We start from the raw sequence: 24,036 nt of genomic DNA, 5'->3' as shown, positions 1-24,036 counted from the left end.
GCTGGCTCTTAACCTCTCCCCGCTTGCGGGGAGAGGTTAAGAGCCGCTCGCTTGTTCTACCCCACTTTGCTCCGCTTCGCCTGCGCCGCGACGCTCAGCTCGGGCCAGTCTTGCGCGATGGCCTCGATCAGCCAGTTGCGATAGCGGCGGATCAGTGGCGCGTCCCAGCGGTCGGCGCGGGTGATGAAGTGATAGATGCCGTCCGAATAAGGCTGAAAGCTCGCATTGCCTTTTCCGATCTCGACGAGGCGGCCGGATTCCAGCTCATGCGCAACCACCATATGGTTAGACAGCGCGACGCCGCGGCCGTGGATCGCAGCGTCCAGCGTCATGTGGCCCTGCCACAGGCGAGGACCGCCGAGGTCGAGTTCGTCATAGATGCCGTGCGCCGCCAGCCAGTGCGCCCAACTGTCGAAATCCTCTTCATGCAGCAGGCGCTGGCTGAGCAGATCGCGCGGCGTCTCGATCGCCGGCATTGAGGCCAGGTAGGCCGGGCTGGCCACCGCGACGATCGGCACACGCGCCGCCTCGATGCAACGCAGGCCGGGGGTGAGCTGCAGCGGGTTGCCATAGACCGACTCGAAGCGGATATCGATATCCGTCTCGTGCGAGGCGAAATCCGGCCGGCGATCGGTGGGGCGTAGCTCGATATCGACGTCGCGATTGGCCTTCTCGAACAATCCAATCTTGCGCGACATCCAGTGCAGCGCGAAGCCCGGCGCGCACCAGATCAGCAGGCGATGATTATCGCCGCGCCGCATCAGGTCGATGGTGGCATCGGCAATGGCATCCATCGCCGCCGCAATATGCCGATGATAGCGCACGCCGTCGTCGGTGAGCGAGATGCTCGACGACGTTCGGTCGATCAGCTTGGTGCCGGTCCATGATTCCAGCGTGCGCAGATGCCGGCTGATCACCGCATGGTCGCGCCCGAGGCTCTGCGCCGCGCGGCGCACGCCGCCGAGCCGCGCCACCGCATCGAAGGCACGCAGCGCCTCGAAAGGCGGGATCGACTTGCGCGACGGCGGGTTCAGCGCCGGGGCCGGCGCGGCTCCGGAGTCGTCCATCACGACAGGATTGGGGCCTGGACTGGAGACCGGCTTCATCATCCATCCACATTCGGTTGGCGGCACGACCGCCAGGCGGATCGTCCCAACGAGACAAGTATTCAGCGAAGCAAGAGACATGCCGGTGTGCACAGAAGCAAGTCGGCAGGGCTGCGGCAAGATGGCAGCCTAGCACGGTGCGCCCGGTGCACCACCATGCCCCTCATTGGCATCTTCCGGGTCATCTTGATGGCGTTACCCTCGTGAGATCTAACGATGGCTCATCGCGCCCTGCGCGGCGGCCGCGGCATGGGGATCACGACACTGACCGATCTGTTTCAACGGCCACGCTACCGCGACCCGCTCAATCCCGGCGGCCCCCTGCTGCCGCGCTCAGGCTGGAGCCGGGCGCCGATGCATCGCTGGACCTTCCAGCACATCCGCGAGATGACGCCGACCGCGCAGGTCTGGCGCGGCCCAGGCCCGGTAATGCCGATGCGCGAGAATTTGCAGGCGCTCGATACGGTTGCTTTCAGCTTTGACGGCCGCGATCTCAGTTTCGAGAACTTTCTGACGGACAATGCCACCGACGGCATGCTGGTGCTGCACCGTGGCGCCATCGTCTATGAGCGCTACTTCAACGATATGAAGCCGCACAGCCAACACCTGTCGATGTCGATGGCCAAATCGATGGTCGGCATGGTGGCCGGAATTCTCACCGACCGCGGCGTGCTCGATCCCAAGGCGCCGGTGACGCACTATCTGCCGGAGCTCGCGCGCACCGCCTATAGCGGCGCGACGGTGCAGCACGTGCTCGACATGACAACCGGTGTCGTGTTCGACGAATCCTACACCACGCCCGGCTCGCATATGGTCAAGCTCGGCTATGCCTGCGGCTGGCGCGTCAACGATCAGCCGGACTACCCGCGCACCATGTGGGAGCTGATCCTGACGCTGACCGAACAGGACCGTCCACACGGCGCGCTGTTCCAGTATCGCTCCATCGAGACCGACGTGCTCGGCTTCATCCTCGAACGTGCCACCGCAACTTCGCTGTCCGAACTCGTCAGCCGCGAATTATGGGCGCCGATGGGCGCGCAGGAGGACGGCTATTTCACCGTCGATCACGGTGGCTTCGCGCTGGCCGATGGCGGCTTCTGCGCAAGCCTGCGCGATTATGGCCGCTTCGCGCAGATGATCGTCAATGGCGGACGGTCCGGCGAATGCCAGGTCATTCCAAATGCATGGATCGACGAGACCCGCAACAACGGCAACACAGAGATTTTCCAAGGCTTCTTCCGCGAAACCCTGCCCGAGGGCGCCTATCACAACAAATGGTGGATCGAGGATCCCCGGGGGCGGGCCATGCTGGCACGCGGCATCTTCGGGCAGCTCATCTATATCGATCCAGAGTCCGAATTCGCCTTCGTCAAGCTCTCGACCTGGCCCGAGGTCACCAGCGTGCCCCGCGCCCGCGAGGCCGTCGCCACCGCGCATGCGATCCGCGATGCGCTCACACGATAACCGAAAGGCAGCGTGATGGGCCGCTTCCTGCTCGGACGTCTGCTGCAGGCGGTGCCGACACTGATCATCGTATCGGCAGCGATCTTTTTTGCCATGCGGCTGATCCCCGGCGATCCCGCTTCCGTCATGCTCGGCGATCTCGCGACACCCGAACAGGTCGAGGCGCTGCGCCGCGAGATGGGCCTGTCCGGCGCGCTGCCGTCGCAATATCTGACCTGGCTCGGCCATATTTTTTCCGGCGACTTCGGCAAGTCGATCTCATCCGGTGAACACGTGCTGCCGCTGATGCTCGATCGCTTCGCGGTGTCCGCAACCATCGTCGTCACAGCCGTGGTGTTTGCCGCGCTCATCGCGGTGCCGGCCGGCATGTTCGCGGCTTGGCGGCAGGGCACCTTTGCCGACTACGGCACCGTGGCACTCTCGACGCTCTTGTTGTCGATCCCGAGCTTCTGGCTTGGCCTGATGATCCTTCTGGTGTTCGGCATGTGGCTCGAATGGTTTCCCGTCATCGGCTACGTATCGCTGAGCGAGAATTTCCGTCAGGGCGTGCTGTTCATCTTCATGCCGGTGCTGACGCTGATCATGGTCGAACTCGGCCCGATCGTGCGCATGGCGCGCGCCTCCACCATTGAGGTCTCCCGGCTCGAATACATCACCCATGCCCGCGCCAAGGGCCTGTCCGAATCCGAGGTGATGTGGCGCCACGCCTTCCGCAACGCCTTTGCCCCGACCTGGACGCTGATCGGCCTGATCCTCGGCGGTTTGCTCGGCGGCATCGCCATCACCGAGACAGTGTTCACCATTCCCGGCCTTGGCCGCCTGCTGGTCGAGGCGATCTATGCCCGCGACTATCCGGTGGTGCAGGGCTGCATCCTGTTCATCAGCGTCATCTATGTCATCGTCAATCTGGGCGTCGACATGCTGTACCCGTTGTTCGATCCGAAGATCGCCCAATGACGCGGTATCTCCCCCGCCTCGCGCGCGGCCGCGCCAATCTCCTGATCGGCGGCGGCCTCGTCCTGCTGCTGGCCTTGCTCGCCATCTTCGGGCCGATGCTGGCGCCCTATGATCCGCTCAAGCTCAACCTGCGCGCCGTGCTGAAAGCACCTTCCGCATCGCATCTGTTCGGCGCCGACGAATTCGGCCGTGACGTGCTGAGCCGACTGATCTATGGCGCACGCACCACCGGCTGGATCGCGCTCGCCACCGTTGCCATCGCCGTCTCGCTCGGCCTGCTGTTCGGCATCGTCGCCGGCTTCCTCCGCGGTTGGACCGACCGCATCCTGATGATCCTCAACGACTCGCTGCTGGCCTTTCCAGGCCTGCTGCTGGCGCTGTTCATCATGGCGATCTCGGGCGCCAGCCGCGAGGCGCTGATCCTGGCGCTCAGCGTCGCCTATATGCCCGCCGTGGTGCGCGTCGCACGCGCCAGCGTGCTGTCGGTGCGCGAACGCGAATACATCGAGGCATCGCGAGTGATGGGCAATTCGGAACTCGTGACCATGGTGCGCCATGTGCTGCCGAACTGCATGGCACCGATCACGGTACTGGCCACCACGATGTTCGGCTGGGTGATCCTGTCGGAGAGCGCGCTAAGCTTCCTCGGCCTCGGCGTACCGCCACCGGCGCCGAGCTGGGGCAACATGCTGGCCTCGGGCCGGCCGTTCATCACCCAGGCGCCGTATCTCCTCATTTTGCCGGGCCTGTGCATCTCGCTGACGCTGCTCGGCATCAATATGCTGGGCGATGCGCTGCGCGACTGGCTCGACCCGAAGATGCAGGCGTAATGCGATGACGATGAAACCCGATCCATCGCAGCCCGTCATTGCCGCCGAGCATCTGACCGTGACCGTCGGCCCCGACGGCAACAAGCTCGTCGACGATGCCAGCTTCTCCATCATGCCCGGCAGCATGCTGGCGCTGGTCGGCGAATCCGGCTCCGGTAAAACCATGGCGGCACGCGCGGTGCTCGGCCTGTTGCCGACACCGCTGATCGCCGCACCCGGCAGCAGCATCAGGTTCCGCCACACCGAACTGGTCGGCATCGCGCCGCCGGCGCTGCGCAAAATCCGCGGCGCCCATATCGGGATGGTGTTCCAGGAGCCGATGGTGTCGCTCAATCCGTCAATGACCATCGGCCAGCAGATGGCGGAAGGTCTCAAACTGCATCATCGCCGGCTGTCGCGCGGCGAGATCCGCGAGCGCTGCCTCACGATGCTGAAGCGCGTCAGCATTCCCAACCCCGTCCATTGCCTCGACGCCTATCCGCATGAATTTTCCGGCGGCATGCGCCAGCGCATCATGCTGGCCTCGGTGATGCTGCTGAAGCCGGATCTTTTGATCGCAGACGAGCCGACCACGGCACTCGACACGCTGGTGCAGCGCGACGTGCTCGATCTGATGGTGGAACTGACGCAAGAGAACGGCACCGCGGTGCTGCTGATCAGCCACGACCTCGGCATGGTTTCGCATTATGTGCGCGATGTCGCCGTGATGCTGAAGGGCCGGATCGTCGAACAGGGTCGCAGCCTCGACGTGCTGTCGTCGCCGCAGCACGACTATACTCAGCGTCTCGTCGACGCGCTGCCGCGACGAAGCGCAGGCGGCTTACGCAACGCCCGCACGATCAAACCGCTGGTCGAATTGCGCGACGTGGTGATCGACTATGCGGGACGCCCGCGGCTGTTCGGCCGCCTTGAGGCCAAGCGCGCCGTTGATGGCGTCGATCTCACCATCGGCGAAGGCGAGACGCTGGCGCTGGTCGGTGGCTCAGGGTCCGGCAAGACCACGCTGGGGCGCGCCACCGTCGGCCTGATCACACCGACCTCCGGCAGTATCGCCTTCCGCGGGGGGCAGATCATGACCTGGCGCGGCCGCGCCGCGCGGCTGCAGCGCGAGGAAATGCAGATCATCTTCCAGGATCCGTATTCCTCGCTCGATCCGCGCCAGCGCATCCGCGACATCGTCGGTGAACCGCTGCGCCTCGATACCGCGATGGATGGCAAGGCGCGCGACGCCCGCGTGCGCGAGGTGCTGGACGAGGTCGGCCTGTCCCGGGATTTCCTGCGAAGATTACCGCATCAACTGTCCGGCGGCCAGCGCCAGCGCGTGGCCATCGCCCGCGCCATCGCAAGGCGGCCCGCATTCGTTGTCGCCGACGAGCCGGTGTCGGCACTCGACATGACGGTGCAGAAGCAGATCCTGAAGCTGATCCGCGAGTTGCAGGAGCGCTATGGTTTCGCCTGCCTGTTCGTCTCGCATGATCTCGGCGCGGTGGAACAGGTGGCCGATCGTGTGGCGGTGATGCAGAACGGAAGGATCGTCGAGGTCGGCAGCCGCGACGACATCTTCGATCGTCCGCAGCATGAGTATACGAAGCGGCTGCTGAATGCGGCGATGCTGCTGGATCGGAGGTTTGAGGGGGCTCACACTCAGTCCTCATCCTGAGGAGCGGTCGCCTCGACCGCGTCTCGAAGGATGGCAGCGTACTCCGGGGCCTTCGCCATCTCATGGTTCGGGACGCGCGCAAGGGCGCGCTCCTCACCATGAGGACGGAGTGCGAGGTATAGAGTGCCACGAAGAAACCCGGAGCCGTCGCTGGCTCCGGGTCTTCAAGTCTGCCGTAACGCTGCGGGCAGTTACGACTTCTTCCACACACCCCAGGCGCGCGGTTTTTCGAGCGGCCACGACTCGTAATTCACGAGTTTTGGCGAGACCGCCTCGATTACGGGATAGTAGTAAAGCCCGAGGATCGGCACTTCCTCTTCCATCTTGGCATGGAGCTGCTTGAGGACGGCCTTGCGCTCGTCGAAGCTGATCGCGTTTAGCGCCTTGAGATACAGCGCCTGCGCGTCCGGATCATCCCATTGCGAGGTCGGCGCCTTGCCCTTGTTGCCGATGATGGTGCCATACATCAGCATCGGGTCGGCACGGGACGAATAGCCGAACGACTGCAGCTGGAACTTGCCGCTCATCCAGTTCTCGAGCTGCGCCGCCCAGTCGATGACGTCGAGCTGCACGTTGAAGCCGGCGGCGTTGAGCATGGCCTGCACCACAACGGCATTTTCATACATGCCGATATAGCGCTTGTTGGTCTGCATCTTGATCGGCTCGCCCTTGTAGCCGGCCTCCTTCAGCAGCTTCCTGGCGGCTTCCGGATCGTATTTCGGCCAGGCCTGGAACGACTTGTCGAAATAGGCCGAGGATTCCGCGACGCCCGAGGGATTGAATTCGGTGAGCCCCATCAACTTGGTCTCGGCCATCTCCTTGAAGTCGATCGCATGTGCCAGCGCCCGGCGGATCTTGACGTTCGACATCAAGGGGTCAGTGGTCTGGATCAGGATCGCCGACAGTGACAGGCCCGGCGCGGTCTTCACGACGGCGCCGCGCTTTCTCATTTCCTCGATGCGCGAGACCTGCAGATAGGTAACGATATCGACCTGTCCGGCGAGCAGCGCGGTTTCCGCCGCGGTCTTGTCGGGGATGACGACGAAACGCACCTCGTCGAAATAACTGGTCCGATCGCCGCCGAAACCGTCGCGTTTCTGCTTCGACGGGACATAGTCCGCGAACCGCTCCAGCGAGACATATTGCTCCTTGCGCCATTCCTTCAGCCTGAACGAGCCGGAACCGATCGCCGCCCCCGCGATCCAGTTGCCGTCAGCGTCGACATTTTTCGGGCTGGCGATCCAGAAATTGCAGACGATATCGGCAAGCCGCACCAGGAACAGCGTGTTCGGCTTGTCGAGCGTGAAGACCACGGTGCCGTCGTCCGGTGCTTCCACCGACTCGACCTTCATGCCGCGCGACCCGTCGAAGCTTGCGGCGCAGACCCATGGCGCACCGGACTTCGGGGCCGCCATGCGGCGGTCCCACAGCCACTTGACGTCGGCGGCCTTCACCTTGTCGCCGTTGTGATAGACCATGCCGTCGCGGAGCTTGAAGCTGTAGGTCTTGCCGTCCGGCGACACGTCCCAGCTCTCGGCGGCGGCGGGGCCGATGGTCATGTCGTTCCTATGCGCGACAAGCTGCTCATAGATATGGTTGAGGACGTGATCGGTGAGATTGTCGCTGCGCGACGCGTCGAGCGTGCGGATATCCGCCGTCATCACGATCCGCATTGTGCCGCCGCGGATCGGCTCCTCGGCGGCGGCAGCGCTTGCGAATGTGAAAGCCGCGACAATGGCGGCGAAAGCAGATCTCATCCTCATGCGGCTCTCCAAATCACGTTGCACAAATGTCTAAAGTCCAAAGTTCCGTGCCGTCTGGTCGAGTGCGCGCTTGAGCTTGTCGACGAGTTCATCGATCTCGGCATGAGTAATGACCAGCGACGGGCTGAGTACGATCGACTGGCCGACGGCGCGAACGATCAGGCCCTGATTGTAGGCGGCCTCGCGGCAGAAGACCCCGGCGCCGTCCTCGACCGTGAAGATCTCGCGGGTGTCCTTGCCCTTGACCAGTTGCAGCGCCGCCAGCGTGCCGATGCCGCGCACCTCGCCCACGACCGGATGCTGTTCGAATTGCGCCAGCGCCTGATGCAGATAGGGGCCGATATCGTCGCGGACGCGATCGACCAGGCCTTCGCGTTCAATGATGTCGATATTGGCGAGCGCCACCGCGCAGGCGACGGGATGGCCGGAATACGTATAACCATGGGCAAGCAGTCCGCCACTGCCAATCGTCTCGAACACCCGCTTGTTCATCGCAACCGCGGCGATCGGCAGGTAGCCGGAGGACAGGCCCTTGGCTAGCGTCATCAGGTCCGGTGTGACACCATAGGTCTGCGCGCCGAACCATTCGCCGGTGCGGCCAAAGCCGCAGATCACTTCATCCGCAATCAGCAGCACATCGTATTTGCGGCAGATGCGCTGGATTTCCGGCCAGTAGGTCGAGGGCGGATCGATCACGCCGCCGGCGCCCTGCACGGGCTCGCCGATGAATGCCGCAACATTCTCCGGTCCGAGTTCGAGGATTTTCCGCTCCAGCGCCTGCGCGGCCTGCAGCCCGAATTCCTCCTTGGTCAGCTCGCCGCCGAACATGTACCAGTGCGGATGCTGGATATGCGCGAAGCCGGGCAGCGTGCCGCCGTCCATGGCATGCATATGCGGCATTCCGCACAGGCTCACGGCTGCCAGCGTGCTGCCGTGATAGGCCATGGTGCGACTGATGAAGGTGCGCTTGGCCGGCTTGCCCTGCAGCTTCCAGAAATAGCGCACCATGCGGACGATAGTGTCGTTGGCCTCGGAGCCGGACGAGGTGAACAGGAAATGGTCGAGGCCCTCCGGTGTGAGCTGAGAGAGCTTGTGCGCGAGCTCCGTCATGGCCGGCGTCGTCGACTGGAAATGGTTGCTGTAGAAGGGCAGCTCCGCCATCTGCCGTGTGGCGGCATCGACCAGTTCCTGCCGGCCATAGCCGACATTGACACACCATAGCCCGGCCATGCCGTCGAGAAATCTGCGGCCGTCACTGTCCCAGATCTGGCAGCCCTCGCCTCGCACCACGACGCGTGTCTTGCCGCCGGTGATCACGGCAGGATCGGTGAAGGAATGGACGTGATGCGCGCCGTCGAGCGCCTGCAAATCGCCGGTTGTTCTTGTTGTATCGAGCATGTTTTTCTCCGACGACGCCGGACAGCCACGAACAGGGCCAGCGTCAACGAAGGGATCATCGAATTGCCCAGGCGATTGCGGGAGATGCCAAACAGGGGGTCGGTGGTGCGCGCTGCGCACCGTGAGGGATGACGCTTCAATAAGAACTCGTCATGCCCGGGCTTGTCCCGGGCATCCACGCCTCACTTCACTTCTGTCAAAAACGTGGATGGCCGGGACAAACCCGGCCATGACGGCGGAGAGAGGCGTGCGCCGCGGCTCTACGCGTGGCGATCGAAATCCGCCGGGGTCAGTTCGATCGGCTGGCCATGCGGCGTGCGATCGGCGGCGTGGTCCCAGGCATCGCGGTAGCGATGCAGCGCATCCGCCGTCGTCACACCCTTCTCGGCGATCAGGTTTTCCAGCGTCGCTAGCCAGTGCCGGTAATAGGTCTCGCCGGTGTCGGCATCGCCGCCCGCCTGGGCGCGCTTGATCTCGGCAGCCAGCGCCGCAGCCCATTCCATCCAGGTGAACACGCCGCGCTCATGCAGCGTCACGGCCATGGCAAAGGCCTGGGCCTCCCACGGCTCGCGAAACACCGGACCCTCGGCGTCACAGGGGATGCTCGGGATTTCGGCCGTCGCACGCGTTGCAGCTTGAGTATTGGTCGTCATCACACCGGCTCCAGACATCAGGCGAATCCTACACCGACGTGCGCCTCACGCAAATGTCGCTGCGTGACGCGCATGGCAGGTGTCTAATTCCTGACCTGCGAGAAAAACTCCAACATAAAGCGCGATATGCGGCGCGTTGCCCCGTCTGCAGGCTCACACTGCACAATCTGCGATCTTGCTCCGCTGAATAATTTTGGCGTACCCGTCGCTGCACTCGATCCCGTGAATAAAAGGTAGACTTAAGATGGAAAAGCCAAGCCTCATCCTGACCGGAGGACGCGTGTTCTGTGGTCTCAACGAGGGCTTTGTCGAAGCCATCGCGATCGCATCGGGACGCGTGCTGGCGACCGGTTCGGCCGAGATAATCGCCGAGCTTGCCGGGCCGGATACGCGCATCATCGAACTCGCCGGCCGCACCGCCATCCCGGGCCTGAACGATGCGCATATGCATCTGCTGCCGCTCGGCCTGACCATGACCGAGATCAATTTGCGGCCGGAGACCGGCGCCAACAGCATCGGCGAGATCCTGCGCCGCGTCGCCGAGAAGGCGAAGACCGCCAAGCCCGGCGAATGGATCAATGGCCGCGGCTACGACCATTACGAGCTCGCGGAAAAGCGTCACCCCACCGCGGAAGAGCTCGATCAGGTCGCGCCGAACAATCCGGTCTATCTCAAGCGCACCTGCGGCCATGTCGCTGTGATCAACACGCAGGCGATGCGCGCGGCCGGCATCGGCCATAACACGCCGCAGCCCGATGGCGGCATGATCGAACGCCGCGACAACAAGCTCACTGGCCTGCTCGCCGAACGCGCGCTACGCCTGATTGTCGATGCCGCGCCGAAGCCCAGCGCCGAACGTTTGCGCGATGCGATTGACCGCGCCAGCCGGTTCATGCTCGAGCAAGGCTTCACCAGCGTGATGGATGCCGCGGTCGGCATGGCCGCGGGCATGGATGAGATCGATGCCTACGAGCATCTTGCGAAATCGAACACGCTGCCGATCCGCACCTGGGTCTGTATCTACGGCAACACCGACGGCATCGGCGATCAGGCCCATGCTGCAGGTTATCGCTTCGGCCGCGAGGTCGGCATGCTGCGCTATGGCGCGATGAAAGTGTTCGGTGACGGTAGCGCCGGCGGCCTCACCGCCGCGATGTCGGAGCCCTATCTCGTGGGCGATCCCGAGAACCGCGGCATCTTCTGCTACACCGACAAGGAAATGCACGACTATCTCGCGCATTATCACAGCCTCGGTTACCAGCTCGCGATCCACGCCATCGGCGATGCCGCCATCGAACAGGTGCTGTCAGGCATCGAGAAAGCCTCGACGGCGGAGAACCCTATCCTCGGCCGCCGCCATCGCATCGAGCATTGCGGCTTCCTGAGCGACAGCCAGATCGCACGCATGGGCGCCGCGGGCATCGACCCGGTGCCGCAGCCGGTCTTCATGTATGAATTCGGCGATCTCTACATCACCAATCTCGGCCAGGCGCGCACTGATGTCGCCTATCCCATGCGCAAGTGGTTCGACGCAGGTCTGCATCCGGCGGCGAGTTCGGACGCGCCGGTGTCCACCACCGATCCGTTCAAGAACCTGTTCACGATGACCACGCGCATGTCCAACCGTCATACATTGCTGGGCGAAGGACAGAAGCTGTCGATGGCGGAAGCGATCCACGCCTACACCTATTTCGGCGCCTATACGCAATTCGCCGAAGATCGCATGGGCCGTCTGGTGCCGGGCCAGCTCGCGGATATCGCCGTGCTCAGCCACGACGTCTTCACCTGCGCGCCCGAGGAAGTCGAGAAAGACACTCGCTGCGATCTCACCATTCTCGGTGGCGACGTCGTCTTCGACAGGCTGGGTCAGGTCGCGGTCGCGGCGGAATAGAGAGCGCAAGACGCGGCGATATGCGGTCAATGCCCGCTGTTCAGTCGTATCGCAGCAAAGATCTGTTTGACGGAGGCCCTTGCCGTAAGGGCGCCGCTTCGTCTGTGCATAAAGGTACCGTCGCCAGATGACGTGGCGACGGCTGCCGATTCAAAAACGACACAGTGCCTCAGCGGACGCGCTTGCGACAGGAGGCACCTGTTCCGCTGACCGCTGCACGGCATTGGTCGATCGTGTCATAACTACAATCGGTGCCCCGCGACTGTGATTTGGCGCACCACGCCCTCCCCTTGGCTTCGCTCTGCGTGGTGACGAATACCATGCTCGCGCTCGCCACAATCGTGGAAACAAGCAGGGACAATAAGAAACGCTTTTTCAGGTTCTGCATCGCATCCTCCTTTTCAATCGTCGGAATAATGGATGACGCGATTGCATCACGATATCGGGTGTTGACCTGATCCGGGCCGCGGAATCACCCCTGCGATCACAGCGAAAGATCGTGACGCGCTGGAATGGCTATCGCAGCCGCAACGGTGCAATCGTATCGCTCACCTGCAATAGCGATGCGATACCGGGTGGGATCTTCCGCTCGATGTGCGGATCCAGCAACGACCATGGCGCCAGTAATACCGGTTATGCCAATGCCGCCTGTGACTCCCCACGGCCGCTCCGGTGGCAGCACCAATAGCCGCGCCGCGTCGGCCGCCGACGGCGCCGCCAATGATGGCACCGGACACTGCGCCGCGTCCTGCTGCGCTTTGGGCAAGCGCATCCGCCAGCGGAACCACAGCGGAAAGCGTGAGTAAAACGAGCAAGGTTGAGATCCGGCGCATGCGTTACTCCCTGGAAATTGATTCTTATGGCCGCCGCCCACATGTCCCAATTTGAAATGCACTTCCAGAGCCATGGCTATCGGGGAAAACCCTCGGTCGGTGCGCGTGCCGCGCCTGGAGAGTCCCTACGCCGTCATCTGGTCGCGGAACCAATACCGGCCGCATGTGTCGGCGCCTTACTAATTATTCACTGGGACCCGCCTCCCTTCCGAATTATTGGAGGCGATGCGATACTATTTCCATATCCTGCACGGGCCGAAAGTTTTTCCCGATGAGGTCGGAAGCCGCCTTTCGAATGCGAAAATTGCAATCACGCAAGCGCAGGCCCTCGCTACGGAGTTGAGCAAGGCCGGCGCGCTTTGCAGGTCCAGCCTGGTGTTCGTTCTGGACGAGAACGGCAACCGGATCTTCAGATGCCGGGCCAACTGACGGCTTCGCATATGGCTGCCGTCGCATAGGCGGACGGGGACGTCGCCGAAGAAGTTACCGCGTATCAGGGTAAAGCCCGATACCCGCTCAGGTGCTTTCCCCTATATCTCCCGTCGGGTTTCAATTTTTCCGGGCCATCTTGCACCACGTCGTCATTTACGGGGGTCGGTCGTGCGGGCCAGAATCTTCAGATTTGCAAAGATCCTGATGGCGTTTGTCGGCATCGCGCTGATGACGATCTTCGCTGTCCGCATCTACGATTCGCAGCGCGGACTGCCACTCGAGACATGGCATACCTACGTTCCGCATGAGCTCCATGCGAGCAAGCTGGATACTGCCGACTGGGCGCAATACATGGCGGCTGAGGCGGAGCTTTTCGACGAAGTCCAGCGCGAGGTATCGCAGAAGCTCGATGCGACAGAACGTGTGCCACCCAATCGGTACTTCGAAGGCAGCCCGGTCTATCCCCCGCATTTCGTGCAGGATTTCAACCGCTCCTTTGTGCTGGAGCCGAAGGGGAAGCCGATCGGGGCGGTCGTGCTTCTTCATGGCCTGACGGATTCCCCCTACAGCCAACGCCATATTGCGCGCTTTTACCGCGATCAAGGTTTCCTGGCGATCGTCCCAAGGCTGCCGGCACATGGCACGGTTCCAGCTGCACTGACCGATATCGCGTGGGAAGACTGGATGGCTGCCACGCGGCTCGCAGTGCGGGAAGTGAAGAAGCGTGTGGATTCGCCCGTGCCGCTGCATCTGGTGGGATTTTCCAATGGCGGCGCGCTGGCCATCATGTATGCGCTGGATGCCATCGACGACGAAAAACTGTCACGACCCGACCGCCTGATACTGATCTCGCCGATGGTCGGCATCACGAGTTTTGCACGGTTCGCCGGCCTTGCGGGATTTCCGGCAATTCTGCCCGCCTTCGCCAAGGCCGCTTGGCTCGACGTCGTTCCGGAGTTCAATCCCTTCAAGTACAATTCATTTCCGGTGAATGGCGCGCGTCAATCGCATCTTCTGACCAGGGCTCTGCAACGGAGGCTCGCGCGCTATGCGAGCGAAGGCAGACTGAGCCGGTTTCCACCCATCCTGACATTCCAGTCGCTGATGGATTTCACCGTCAGCACGCGGGCCATCGTCTCCGATCTCTATGCCCATCTGCCGGCCAATGGGAGCGAACTCGTTCTGTTCGACGTCAACCGCACCGCCCGATTTGGCCCTCTGCTGCGCACCAGCACCGACACCGCGCTGGCGCGCATTGTACCCGCCGGCCCGCGGCGCTACCGCCTCGCCGTCATTACCAATTCCGGTGACAATAATGACGACGTGATCGAGCGTGTGACCGAGGCCGGCACCGTCGACGAGCATTCCCGCCCGCTCGGCCTGAACTATCCACGGGGCTTCTATTCGCTATCACACGTGGCGCTGCCATTTCCGGTCAGCGATTCTCTCTATGGGGCGGAGCCGGACAAGTCCGAGGATTTTGGCGAGAACCTCGGTACCCTGGCGCCGCGCGGCGAACGCAATGTGCTGATCGCCAGCCTCGACTCGCTGATGCGGGCGTCATCAAACCCGTTCTTCCCCTATATGGTCGGCCGGATCGGTGAGAGCATTCTCACCCCCGCAAAGACCGCCCAACCTGCCCGATAAAGCGGTGACCGATGATAAATGCCGACTATCGAAGAACGAGATTGGATATGCCTAGTGCCAGATTCAATCCGATCTGGCCCTCGACAGAGAGCGGCTGCAGCGTGATCGTACGGCGGGATCCGCCGACGAGGACATTGGCGCCAAGACCCAGGCCGATGGCAACATTTCCGCTTGCCCCGACATAGCTGCCTCTCAATGTGCCGCGGCCGATATTACTGTTCCGCGCAAAGACGCCCCAGAACAGTGTCCCTCCTCGGGTTACGCCAACATCGAGGCCAACCCGCCTGATCGTGCCCCTGTAACTATATTGCCGCGCAGCCACGGTGGACAGGAAGACACATTGCATCTCCTGGCGTGAGCCTAGAACCAGCCCAACTCTCGGACCGGTGCTGCATGTCAGTCCGCCGACGCGGAAAAGCTGTTGCGCATGAGCCGGTGCGGATAGCATCTGCGGGATCAGGAAGGCACATGCCACGGTCAATATGCGAATGCTGAACATCTGCTTCCCTCTCGGAGCCGCGACAAAATAACCAGGCTTCTGCCGGACGAGGCTAGCCGTCAGCACGCAATAGGTAATCGGGAAAAACCCTGAAGAGGTCGTGATGAGTACCCGGATTGCCGGGGAACATTGATCTGGATTCAGGTACGCGCAGCAACGCTGTCCCCGCGGAAAATTCCAGGCCATGCGCAGAGGCCGGAGCGCCACAACTACGGCTGCTTTGCCTCGCTTTTGGCCGAATCCGGAAACTTTAAAATTCGGTAAGAAAGTGGCGGCGCCGATGGACAAACGCCATCTTCAGCTTAGGCGACCGCTCCTGAAACTTCCCAGATATCGCGGGCCCGGATGGCCGGCCGCAAGAGCCCAATCGTCGTTATCTCTGAAGAGAATGGTCGGGTGATGTTTGGATCAATCAAGGCGTTCATCTCGCGTGCGATGGAAGACGCCAATCAACGGAAAAACGTCGAGCAGAGAGAGCTTCTCATCGTGACCGCGGCATTGCTCATCCGCGTTGCCACCGTCCATAGCGAGCTATCGAATATCAGGCGCGCCAGATTGCATGCTATTTTCAAATCGCATTATGGGCTCGATGACACGGCTACGACTCAGCTGCTCGTTGATGCAGATGCAGTCGCCCGTAGCGCGGTCGATCTCTATCGCTTTACCCGGCAACTCAACGAGTTCCTCGATGACGATGGACGTCGACGGATCGTTCAACTGATGTGGGAGATCGTTTACGCGGATCAGCGGGTGAACGAATTTGAAGAGAATCTGATCTGGCGTGCGGCAGACCTTCTGGGTGTATCGTCCCGGCAGCGTGTCGAGCTTCGACAGCGCGTCGTCGCTGACATAAAGAATTTGGCCGCGGTGTCAGCCTGACGCGATCAGGCGCATCCTAGAGATGCCGATCTTCGGCATACTCACTGGGCCAACAGCACCACTCCGAGAGCCAGTGTTAGCGCGAGCAGTGAAATTCCAGCCACGTGCCATTGGCGAAACGTGCCTTCCGCTTGCTCGATGGTCCTGCCCCAGGCCGGAGCGATCTTCACGCACCGGTCCAGAACCACGACTATGTCTCCCTCGGGAATATGGGGCAGCCGTCGCACCCAGCGCCACAGCACTGCCGCCAATATGGCGCCCAGCAGAACTGGAAACAGGGCTTTCCACAGCAGTTCGGGCGCCAGAGGATTGGGCAGCATCCCTTCGGGGACCGCGAGGAATAGCGCCCATGGCACGATGAGCGACGCTACGGCAGTCGACAGCCATGGCCAGAACAGGCTCGGCGCAGCGGTCGCCTCGTAGTCCGTTGATGACGTCGTCACCAGGCCTCGCACGAACTGCAGCATGAGCAGCGTCGTGCCGACAGCAGACAGCGTTGCAACCGTGTTGGCGGCCCCGTCTCCGAGCGGTCCGTCGACCACGATTTTTGCCAGCGCACCGCCGGTCAGCGGGAGACCGCCAAGGCCGACGGCAATGATCGCCACTGGGACAAGGATGGGCAGCAGATATCGGCGACCGGTCGCCGCGATCACACCGACGGAGAGAAACAGCGCACCTTTGACCAGAACGTGGTTCGCAGAATAGAAGATCGCCGCCAGTGCAGCGCGGCCATCTCCGGCGATCATGCCCATACCGATGACGGCCACGATGAATCCCATCTGGCTGACGCTGGAATAGGCCAGCACAACCTTGGGCCTGCGTTGCGTCATTCCAATGACTACGCCGTAGAGCGCCGCGAACAAGCCGGCGGCTGCGAGTAATGTTCCTGCATAGGGCAATGCTGTATCGAGGGGGAGAAAGCGGATCATTCCGAGGATGCTTGCCTTGACGGCTGCACCACTCAGCACTGCGGCCGCCGGCGCCGGCGCTGCTGCATAGGCCCGTGGCATCCAGACGTGAAATGGAACAAGGCCAGCCTTCATGCCAAAGCCTGCGATCAACAGGCCGATGATCAGGTCGCGGTGCGGCGACGTCGGGAGTGCGGCAGCGGCATCGCCGATCAGCAGCCCATCGCCGGGAATATTCATCGCGAGCAGCACGAAGGCGATGAGCAGCAATGTCTCCGCCAGCAATCCAAGGCCGATATAGAGTGCCCCGGCCCGCCACGCATCGGCCGTTTCATGCTGGATGATGAGGCCACAGGCGCCAAGCGTCAGCATCGCCAAAAACAAATAGAAACCTACCATGTCGGCAGCGAGAAAGACACCGATGCACCCCGTCAGTGCGGTGAGCCAGCACACGGCGAACCGCCCGCGGTTCGGCCTGCCCTGCAGATAGGGCGATGCGTAGGCCCCGGCCGTGATCCACAGCAGCGCAGCAACGCCGAGCAGCAGCGCCCCGGGGAGATCAAAAGCGAAAGTCAAATGCAGACGGGCGGGGCCGACGACAAGCGGAGAATCGTCGGAGACAAGGAGCACGGCCACAAATGCAGGGACCGGAGCAAACGCCAGATACGAAGGTATTCGCAGCAATGCCATTGGCCAGAGGCAAGCCAGCAGCATCCCGAGCGGAAAGAGCAAGGCGAAAGCCAGCAAGGGATAAGCCTCTATCATCGCTGCCAAGCCATCGGCGCCTCCGGGCGCCCAACTTGCAATACATCGATCGGACCGAGCGCCACGAGCCCCAGCAGAACCGAGAGCAACGCCAGCCCCAGCGCCGCCACTTCCTGATACTTCGGCACCGCGGCGTGCAATGTCAGCGGCGCGCTTGGTGGGCCCATCGCCCGCGACAGCACGATGAAGATATATGCGCTCGTGAGCAGCCCGCCTGCGATGATCACGATTGCCCACCACCATTGTGCCGTTGCAATCGTCGCCTCCAGCAACAGCCACTTTGCCAGAAAGCCACCCGTCGGCGGCAACCCGATCAGGCATAGGCCACCGAGGCCAAAGGCGAACATCGTCATGGGAAGCGCCCGCGCGATCCCGCCAAGCTCCGAAATCTGGTCATGTCCAAGCGCGGCATAGACAAGTCCGGCAGCCATGAACATGGCTGCCTTGGCGGTGGCGTGCGAGATGGCCTGGAGCATGCCTCCCGTCAGGGCATCGCCATACTGGAGATGCAACGGGTCGGCAGCGAGCGGAAACATCAGGAACAGATAGCCGATCTGCGCGACCGTCGAATAGGCGATCAGCAATTTGAGCCGTCGTTGGCGTAGCGCAACGACATTGCCGCATATGATCGCCGACGCCCCCAGCGCCCCAAGGAGTTGACCGCCGGCTACGTTCAGCAGACCCGGCATGGCGTCGAACCAGAGCCGCACGACCAGAAAGAATGATCCCTTCACCACGACCGCTGACAGAACCGCGCTGGCTGCCGCCGGTGCGCCGGCATGCGCCGGGGGAAGCCAGAGATGCAGTGGAAAGAGCGCGGTTTTGGCGAACAGCCCCACCGTCATCAGCGTGGCAGCAGCGAGCGTCGCTGGTTCAAGACGCACGCGCTGCGACATCAAGACGATGTCGAGGGTCCCATAGCTGCCATACAGCAAGGCCGTTCCGACCAGATAGAGGATCGAGCCCAGCAGCGCAAAGAGCAGATAGCGCAATGCTGCCTGCAAGGTCTCCCCGCGACCATCGAGACAGACCAGCGGCACCGCAGCGAAAGTCAGCAGCTCGAGCGCAACGTAGAGGGTGAACAGATCGCCGCCGAGAAAGATCATGTTCATCGCGCCCGAGATCGCCATGAGCATGACCCAGAATACCATCGGCGCGCGGGTTTCAACGGACGCTGCGCGACTGTCGAAATTCGCATGCGCAAACACGCCGATGAGACAGATCACGATGGCCATGGCCACCATCATCGCGACTGAAAGTCCGTCGGCGCGCAGCGTGATGCCGAGCGGGGACTGCCAATTACCCACAATGTAGCTCAGCGACGTTTCGCTTTGCCATATTTTCAGGAAGACGATGCATGCCACGCAGAGGCCTGCGGGCAACAGGAACGCAGCAATCCTTTCGGCGTACCGCCCGCCAAGGACAAACGACAGCAGGATGCCGACAACCGGCAATATGATGGCCAGAACAAGAAGCGCCCCGTCGGCAGTTGTCGCCTCAAGCGCGGTTGCAGCCGGCATCAGGATTTTTCCTCGCCGGTTTCAGAACTGTCGGAACCGATCGAGGCGCGGCCGGTCTCATCCCCAAGACGCTGCACCAGCGCGACAGCCATGGCCGTCGCCGCGAACGCGACGACAATCGCGGTGATCACCATCGCCTGAGGAACAGGGTCACCACCGAGCCCGGCCGCTGCCGCCCGCCTGGCGATAATGCCGAACAGCAGAAACACACCGCTCCCGAGCAAATTGAATGCAAGGATCTTGCGTAGCGGCTCGGGATTCGTGATGAACCCGTACAGTCCGATGCCCACCAGCGCTGCGCCACACAAGCCGAACAGCGTTGCCGCGTTCATTGCTGTGGTGCCCGTACCGGGGGTCCTGCGGCCAGCATGCCAAGCGCCACAGCGATCGACAGCGTGAGAGCGGCTTCCACGGCGACAATCAGCGGTTTGGCGTAGCCCGCCGGGTAAGCCAGGAAAGCGTCAGCGAATACCCATCCAGCGAGGCCAATGGCAAGGAACAGCACCGGCCCGGCGACGAGCAGACCACGCAGCCAGAGCCGACCGATCGCAGGAGCCCTCTGTAATCCTGCGACAATGACAAGGAGCCACATCGCGGCCAGCACCGTGCCGCCCTGAAAGGCGCCGCCAGGGTCTTTCGCTCCGACCCAGCACATATAGATTCCGAACACGATTCCCACCGGCGGCAGAAGCTGAGCCAGAAAGATCAGCGTGGGATCGGGCTTTGCGTAAACCTGCAAGCCGGGCATTCCACCCCAGGCATGATCTGGCGCCAGCGACCAGACCCCGAGCAAAGCGAGCAGCAGGACCACCTTTTCGAGCAGCGTGTCGAGCGCGCGGAACACGAACAGCACGCCGGCGACAGGGTTGCCGAGACCACTCGGCGGCAGGTTTACCATCACGGTGGGCGCGAGTGTCGGAATAGCCTCCGGCGGATAGAAGATGGCAACGGCAAGACCCGCCGCGACCAGCGCACACAATGCACCTGCGGCAAGCCACAGCGGATAACCAACCCTTACACTGTCGACATTCACGGAGCGGGAACGCGCAACGGCGCCGAGCAGCAACAGGCCGGTCATGCCGCCGCCGATCGCCGCCTCTGTCAGAGCCACATCGACAGCGTGGAGCCGGACCCATGCCATGGACAGAAGCAGCCCATAGACGACGAACATGACAACTGCGGCGAACGCAGTGCGCACAAGGATGGCTGAAGCACCGATCGTCAGGATCAGCGCAACGAGAGCGACATCGAAGACGGAGGCAATGCTCATCCGTCCGCTCCGTGGTGGCGTACCGCACCGGCGATCAGTTGGGTGACGACCGCCCCGGACAGCTGGACCAGCAGCCAGACGATCACCAATTTGACCGCGAACAGCAGGCTGCTCGTCTGCGGCAGCAAGCCCAGAACGATCAGGCCAAGACCGAGATTGTCAACCTTGGTCAGGGCGTGCAGACGCGTCAGCGTATCCGGGAAACGCAACAGACCCACCGTGCCCGCAAGGAAGAACAGCGCTCCTGCGGAGACCGCGCAAATGGTCAGGATATCCATGACGAGGCTCATGCGCCCCTCACTCCCCTTTGGCTTCGGATGACGCGCCGGACGCGTCTCTGACGAATGCGACGGCCGCAAATGCTGCGAACAGCGCGAGCATCACACCAACATCCATGACAGGCGGCGTCTCGGTTGCGACCGCGAGCAGAAGGAGGATGGCGACTCCTCCCGTGCCCAGCAGTTGGACGGCCATCAGGCGGTCCACATCGGCCGATCGCCGAAGAATGGCGAACAGGCCCAGCGCCACCGTCAGCAGCACAAAGACCGAAGCACCCAACAGTAGGCTAGGCATCGGACCTTGCGCCTCCGAGCGCCCCCATGCACAGGGTTTCCTCCATCGACAATTGTTCGACGACGGGCTGCGTCACATCGAGACAATGAATGGCCAGACTGCCGTCATTCGACGTTCCGCACGGAAGCGTACCCGGCATCAGGCTCATGATCGCGCAAAACGTATTTCGCTTCCTGCCCGGCGGCTGCTGCGCCTGATAGGTGATAAAGCCCGGCTGCAGCGGCAGTCGTGGGTGAAGCGCCCGCAGCGCAACGTCCGCTCCCGCGACAATCGACTGATAGAAAAAGTGCAGGACGAATCCGGCAAACTTGATCGGGCGAAAGCCCCACTGTTCGACAGGAAGCAGCTTGAGGCTCGCCCAGGTCGCTGCGGCAGCTGCAATCAGACCGGGGCCCCAATCGCCGGGATCGCCGCGCGTCAGCGCCAGCCAGAAGCCGAAGAAACCGATAGCGCGGATCACAGCACTGCCGATGGCATCCGACCACCTCGCCGGACTCGCCTCGCCAATATTGCCGGCCTTGATCAAATTCATTGAAGCCACCCTAACGACTGTTGTCCGTACTCCGCTTTGATTTCTGCTTGCTCTTCGTATTGTAAACGGGCTGCTGGGGCTCCTCGACGACGATCGGGTGCTGCGGAATCTTCAGACGATCGATGCGCACGTCGTCCCGCAAGGCATCCCGGTCCATCCGGTCGCCACGCTCGACGGAATCGCGTGGCTCCGCGCTGGCGGCGAATGCCGTACAGATGAAGAGAATAGCGGTACCTGCCGCCACAATCGAATTCCGCATGACCGCCTCTTGTGTCCTGATCGCTAAAACGCGAAGTCGAGCCGTGGGCCGATCAGCCAGTCTCTGTAGTGACGCAGCGCCACGTTTGAGTTTCGCGCCTCGTAGATGACGTTCGTGGTGAGCGATACGTTGCTGGCGATGTTGTATTTCAGGCCGAGAGACGCCGAATAGATCTGGTCCTGCCGGTCGCGGTTCAAGCCGTCTGTAAACCAGAACGCTTCGATGAAAGGCGTGCTGACGATCGACCATTTCGAATTCAGCTCGACCTCGATGCCAAGCAGCGCATCGGCACGCCAGCGCCTGGCCTCAGCGAGATCGGAGAAACGATAAGTGAGCTGGAGGAGCGGCGAGAGCGTGACATTGTCGAAGCTGAAATCACGCGCGATAGCGCCGGTGACGTCGTGGGAGGTGAAGGCGAGATCGCGAAACACGCCGTCGTAGTCATATCTGTTTTCGTAGGTGGCGCTTATTCTCCAACCATACAGATTCTTCGTCAGCCGCGCGCCCAGACGCGCAATGGCGGCATTGCCGTCGTGCTCTCTGGAAAATGCCTCAAACTGAGCACGTGCAAAAATACGGTAGGACAGGTCCGGCGCAAGTTTGCCGTCCAGCCGCAAGCTCACATCGGGCTCATAGTAAAAATCCCCCCGCCGGTCGTCGCGCGAAAACAGGGCATTGGCCGTGTAGGTGGGCGATAGGGATCCAACAACGCTCCATGTCGGGCTCATCGACGTGTATTCGACCTTTCTGAGCTCGGTCAGATCGATGTCGGCAGCTACTGCCCCGCTGGCATAAAGGAAGCTTGTTGCTGCCAGGACAATTCTGGATCCACGCATTGCACACTCCCCAGACAACTACTCTCCGTCGGTCGATGGTGCTGGCTTCGGTATTAACAATCCCACGATCTCGCTCCCCCGAGCAGAGAATGGTCGATTGCGTTAGTAATCCACGGCATCGCGGATGATCGGGCAGGTCATACAGTGACCGCCGCCACGGCCGCGACCGAGTTCGGCGCCGACGATCGTAATCACCTCGATGCCTTCCTTGCGGAGCAACGTGTTGGTGTAAGTGTTGCGGTCGTAGGCGTAGACGACACCTGGCGATGCGCAAACGAGGTTGGCGCCACTGTCCCACTGGGTCCGTTCCCGCTGGTAGTCACTGCCACCGGCTTCGACCACGCGGAGCTTCTTGAGGCCCAATGCTTCCTCTACAACGCCGACAAACGACTTCTTCTCGGCATGCAACTCAACACCGCTCGGATGATCGCTCGGACGATAGGAATAGGTACGTGTCTGGTTCATGAAGTCAGGCGCGAGCAGCACGCAGTCGCGGTCGGCGAATGTGAAGACAGTATCGAGATGCATCGCCGCGCGGATCTTGGGCATTGCCGCAACGATGACGCGCTCCGCGGCCTTCTTTTTAAAGAGGGTCGCGGCAAGCTGGCTGATCGCCTGGCGTGAGGTGCGTTCGCTCATGCCGATCAGCACGACGCCCTTGCCGATGGGCATCACATCGCCCCCCTCCAGCGTCGCCAGTCCATGATCCTCTGTCGGGTCACCCCACCAGACATTGACGTTGCCGGCAAAATCGGGATGAAATTTGTAGATCGCTGTGGTGAGGATCGTTTCCTCGTGTCGCGCCGGCCAGTACAGTGCGTTGAGGGTGACACCGCCATAGATCCAGCAGGTCGTGTCGCGCGTATAGAGCGTGTTCGGCAGCGGCGGGAGAAGATATTCAGTCGCCCCCGCGGCCTCCTTCACCATCCTGAGTGCCGCGCCCCCATGTGCTTCGGGAAAGTCATGGGTCGACAGGCCACCGATCAGCGTTTCCGCGAGCTTTCGGTTGTCCAGCCCGGACAAGTAGCTTTTGAGCTCGTCGATGAAGCCAAGGCCAACCTGGTTTGGCACGACCTGATTGTCGAGGATCCAGGCCTTGCCCTCCGGGACTGCCAGCGTCTCGGCGAGCAGGTTATGCATCTCAACGACATCGACGCCGCGGTCCCGCATTTTGGTGACGAAATCGAAGTGGTCGCGCTTCGCATTATCGACCCAGAGCACGTCGTCAAACAGCAACTGATCGCAGTTGGACGGGGTCAAGCGCGTATGGGCCAGGCCCGGGGCACAGACCAGGACCTTGCGCAGCTGGCCGACTTCTGAGTGCACACCAAACGGGACTTTTTTTGCACTGGCCATATTGA

The 24,036-nt window shown here is 62.2% G+C and carries 25 protein-coding genes; 8 read left to right on the top strand and 17 right to left on the bottom strand.

Annotation, left to right across the window (positions count from 1 at the left end):
• Positions 1 to 56: 56 nt before the first annotated feature.
• Positions 57 to 1,187: a LysR substrate-binding domain-containing protein gene (locus tag AB8A23_RS07165; RefSeq protein ID WP_439060045.1), complete on the bottom strand. Its 1,131-nt coding sequence runs from the start codon at positions 1,185 to 1,187 to the stop codon at positions 57 to 59.
• Positions 1,188 to 1,322: 135 nt separating this feature from the next.
• Between AB8A23_RS07165 and AB8A23_RS07160 the strand changes: the two genes are divergently transcribed.
• From AB8A23_RS07160 to AB8A23_RS07145, 4 genes are read left to right on the top strand one after another with little or no spacing between them, the layout of a single operon-like run.
• Complete coding sequence (locus AB8A23_RS07160) at positions 1,323 to 2,570, top strand: serine hydrolase domain-containing protein (RefSeq protein WP_439060046.1); 1,248 nt, start codon at positions 1,323 to 1,325, stop codon at positions 2,568 to 2,570.
• 15 nt (positions 2,571 to 2,585) lie between these two features.
• Positions 2,586 to 3,527, top strand: coding sequence for an ABC transporter permease (locus tag AB8A23_RS07155; RefSeq protein WP_439060554.1), 942 nt, complete (start codon positions 2,586 to 2,588; stop codon positions 3,525 to 3,527).
• Entirely contained in the window at positions 3,524 to 4,357 is an 834-nt protein-coding gene (locus AB8A23_RS07150) for an ABC transporter permease (protein ID WP_439060047.1), read from the top strand. Before AB8A23_RS07155 ends, AB8A23_RS07150 begins: the two co-directional genes overlap by 4 nt.
• Before the next feature lie 4 nt (positions 4,358 to 4,361).
• Positions 4,362 to 6,017, top strand: a complete 1,656-nt coding sequence (locus tag AB8A23_RS07145) for a dipeptide ABC transporter ATP-binding protein (protein ID WP_439060048.1) — start codon at positions 4,362 to 4,364, stop codon at positions 6,015 to 6,017.
• Between the two features lie 191 nt (positions 6,018 to 6,208).
• Here AB8A23_RS07145 and AB8A23_RS07140 read toward each other — a convergent pair whose 3' ends face one another.
• The 3 genes from AB8A23_RS07140 to AB8A23_RS07130 form a co-directional block, all read right to left on the bottom strand.
• Complete coding sequence (locus AB8A23_RS07140; RefSeq protein WP_439060049.1) at positions 6,209 to 7,780, bottom strand: ABC transporter substrate-binding protein; 1,572 nt, start codon at positions 7,778 to 7,780, stop codon at positions 6,209 to 6,211.
• A gap of 30 nt (positions 7,781 to 7,810) precedes the next feature.
• On the bottom strand, positions 7,811 to 9,178 hold the full coding sequence (locus AB8A23_RS07135) for an aspartate aminotransferase family protein (RefSeq protein ID WP_439060050.1): 1,368 nt from the start codon (positions 9,176 to 9,178) through the stop codon (positions 7,811 to 7,813).
• A 260-nt stretch (positions 9,179 to 9,438) separates the two neighbouring features.
• Positions 9,439 to 9,831, bottom strand: a complete 393-nt coding sequence (locus tag AB8A23_RS07130) for a nitrile hydratase accessory protein (protein ID WP_439060555.1) — start codon at positions 9,829 to 9,831, stop codon at positions 9,439 to 9,441.
• A gap of 244 nt (positions 9,832 to 10,075) precedes the next feature.
• Between AB8A23_RS07130 and AB8A23_RS07125 the strand changes: the two genes are divergently transcribed.
• Positions 10,076 to 11,722, top strand: a complete 1,647-nt coding sequence (locus tag AB8A23_RS07125) for an amidohydrolase (protein ID WP_439060051.1) — start codon at positions 10,076 to 10,078, stop codon at positions 11,720 to 11,722.
• Between the two features lie 169 nt (positions 11,723 to 11,891).
• Here AB8A23_RS07125 and AB8A23_RS07120 read toward each other — a convergent pair whose 3' ends face one another.
• Together AB8A23_RS07120 and AB8A23_RS07115 are read right to left on the bottom strand one after the other, a co-directional pair.
• Positions 11,892 to 12,110: a DUF3551 domain-containing protein gene (locus AB8A23_RS07120; RefSeq protein WP_089263548.1), complete on the bottom strand. Its 219-nt coding sequence runs from the start codon at positions 12,108 to 12,110 to the stop codon at positions 11,892 to 11,894.
• 96 nt (positions 12,111 to 12,206) lie between these two features.
• Positions 12,207 to 12,629 carry a hypothetical protein gene (locus tag AB8A23_RS07115; protein ID WP_439060052.1) on the bottom strand — a complete coding sequence of 141 codons (423 nt, stop codon included), beginning with the start codon at positions 12,627 to 12,629 and terminating at the stop codon, positions 12,207 to 12,209.
• Between the two features lie 151 nt (positions 12,630 to 12,780).
• On the opposite strand from AB8A23_RS07115, the gene AB8A23_RS07110 reads away from it, so the two are divergent.
• On the top strand, positions 12,781 to 12,984 hold the full coding sequence (locus tag AB8A23_RS07110) for a DUF6894 family protein (RefSeq protein ID WP_439060053.1): 204 nt from the start codon (positions 12,781 to 12,783) through the stop codon (positions 12,982 to 12,984).
• A 207-nt stretch (positions 12,985 to 13,191) separates the two neighbouring features.
• A complete protein-coding gene (locus AB8A23_RS07105; RefSeq protein WP_439060556.1) occupies positions 13,192 to 14,634 on the top strand; it encodes an alpha/beta hydrolase in 1,443 nt (480 codons plus the stop codon).
• Between the two features lie 25 nt (positions 14,635 to 14,659).
• On the opposite strand, the gene AB8A23_RS07100 is transcribed toward AB8A23_RS07105, so the two are convergent.
• Positions 14,660 to 15,421, bottom strand: a complete 762-nt coding sequence (locus AB8A23_RS07100) for a DUF992 domain-containing protein (protein WP_439060054.1) — start codon at positions 15,419 to 15,421, stop codon at positions 14,660 to 14,662.
• Between the two features lie 57 nt (positions 15,422 to 15,478).
• On the opposite strand from AB8A23_RS07100, the gene AB8A23_RS07095 reads away from it, so the two are divergent.
• Entirely contained in the window at positions 15,479 to 16,012 is a 534-nt protein-coding gene (locus AB8A23_RS07095) for a TerB family tellurite resistance protein (protein WP_439060055.1), read from the top strand.
• Between the two features lie 41 nt (positions 16,013 to 16,053).
• On the opposite strand, the gene AB8A23_RS07090 is transcribed toward AB8A23_RS07095, so the two are convergent.
• The 10 genes from AB8A23_RS07090 to arcA form a co-directional block, all read right to left on the bottom strand.
• Positions 16,054 to 17,550 carry a proton-conducting transporter transmembrane domain-containing protein gene (locus AB8A23_RS07090; protein ID WP_439060056.1) on the bottom strand — a complete coding sequence of 499 codons (1,497 nt, stop codon included), beginning with the start codon at positions 17,548 to 17,550 and terminating at the stop codon, positions 16,054 to 16,056.
• Between the two features lie 131 nt (positions 17,551 to 17,681).
• Positions 17,682 to 19,205 (bottom strand): complex I subunit 5 family protein, encoded by a 1,524-nt coding sequence (locus AB8A23_RS07085; protein ID WP_439060057.1) that lies wholly within the window; start codon positions 19,203 to 19,205, stop codon positions 17,682 to 17,684.
• Positions 19,205 to 19,537, bottom strand: a complete 333-nt coding sequence (locus tag AB8A23_RS07080; RefSeq protein ID WP_093757578.1) for an NADH-quinone oxidoreductase subunit K — start codon at positions 19,535 to 19,537, stop codon at positions 19,205 to 19,207. The genes AB8A23_RS07085 and AB8A23_RS07080 overlap by 1 nt, the downstream gene beginning before the upstream one ends.
• A complete protein-coding gene (locus AB8A23_RS07075) occupies positions 19,534 to 20,475 on the bottom strand; it encodes an MnhB domain-containing protein (protein ID WP_093757579.1) in 942 nt (313 codons plus the stop codon). The genes AB8A23_RS07080 and AB8A23_RS07075 overlap by 4 nt, the downstream gene beginning before the upstream one ends.
• The gene (locus AB8A23_RS07070) at positions 20,472 to 20,765 is read right to left on the bottom strand and encodes a monovalent cation/H(+) antiporter subunit G (protein ID WP_093757580.1); all 294 of its coding nucleotides are present in this window, start codon (positions 20,763 to 20,765) and stop codon (positions 20,472 to 20,474) included. Before AB8A23_RS07070 ends, AB8A23_RS07075 begins: the two co-directional genes overlap by 4 nt.
• Positions 20,766 to 20,772: 7 nt before the next feature.
• Positions 20,773 to 21,048, bottom strand: coding sequence for a monovalent cation/H+ antiporter complex subunit F (locus tag AB8A23_RS07065; protein WP_093757581.1), 276 nt, complete (start codon positions 21,046 to 21,048; stop codon positions 20,773 to 20,775).
• A complete protein-coding gene (locus AB8A23_RS07060) occupies positions 21,041 to 21,580 on the bottom strand; it encodes a Na+/H+ antiporter subunit E (RefSeq protein ID WP_093757582.1) in 540 nt (179 codons plus the stop codon). Before AB8A23_RS07060 ends, AB8A23_RS07065 begins: the two co-directional genes overlap by 8 nt.
• 10 nt (positions 21,581 to 21,590) lie before the next feature.
• Positions 21,591 to 21,839: a hypothetical protein gene (locus AB8A23_RS07055; RefSeq protein ID WP_093757583.1), complete on the bottom strand. Its 249-nt coding sequence runs from the start codon at positions 21,837 to 21,839 to the stop codon at positions 21,591 to 21,593.
• Positions 21,840 to 21,862: 23 nt separating this feature from the next.
• Positions 21,863 to 22,675 (bottom strand): outer membrane beta-barrel protein, encoded by an 813-nt coding sequence (locus AB8A23_RS07050; protein WP_093757584.1) that lies wholly within the window; start codon positions 22,673 to 22,675, stop codon positions 21,863 to 21,865.
• 102 nt (positions 22,676 to 22,777) lie between these two features.
• The gene (gene arcA / locus AB8A23_RS07045) at positions 22,778 to 24,031 is read right to left on the bottom strand and encodes an arginine deiminase (RefSeq protein ID WP_244528053.1); all 1,254 of its coding nucleotides are present in this window, start codon (positions 24,029 to 24,031) and stop codon (positions 22,778 to 22,780) included.
• Between the last annotated feature and the right edge of the window lie 5 nt (positions 24,032 to 24,036).

The sequence above is a fragment of the Tardiphaga sp. 619_E2_N8_4 genome, from assembly GCF_051810905.1.
Lineage (GTDB): Bacteria > Pseudomonadota > Alphaproteobacteria > Rhizobiales > Xanthobacteraceae > Tardiphaga > Tardiphaga robiniae.
This window is presented reverse-complemented; position numbering and strand designations above follow the sequence as displayed.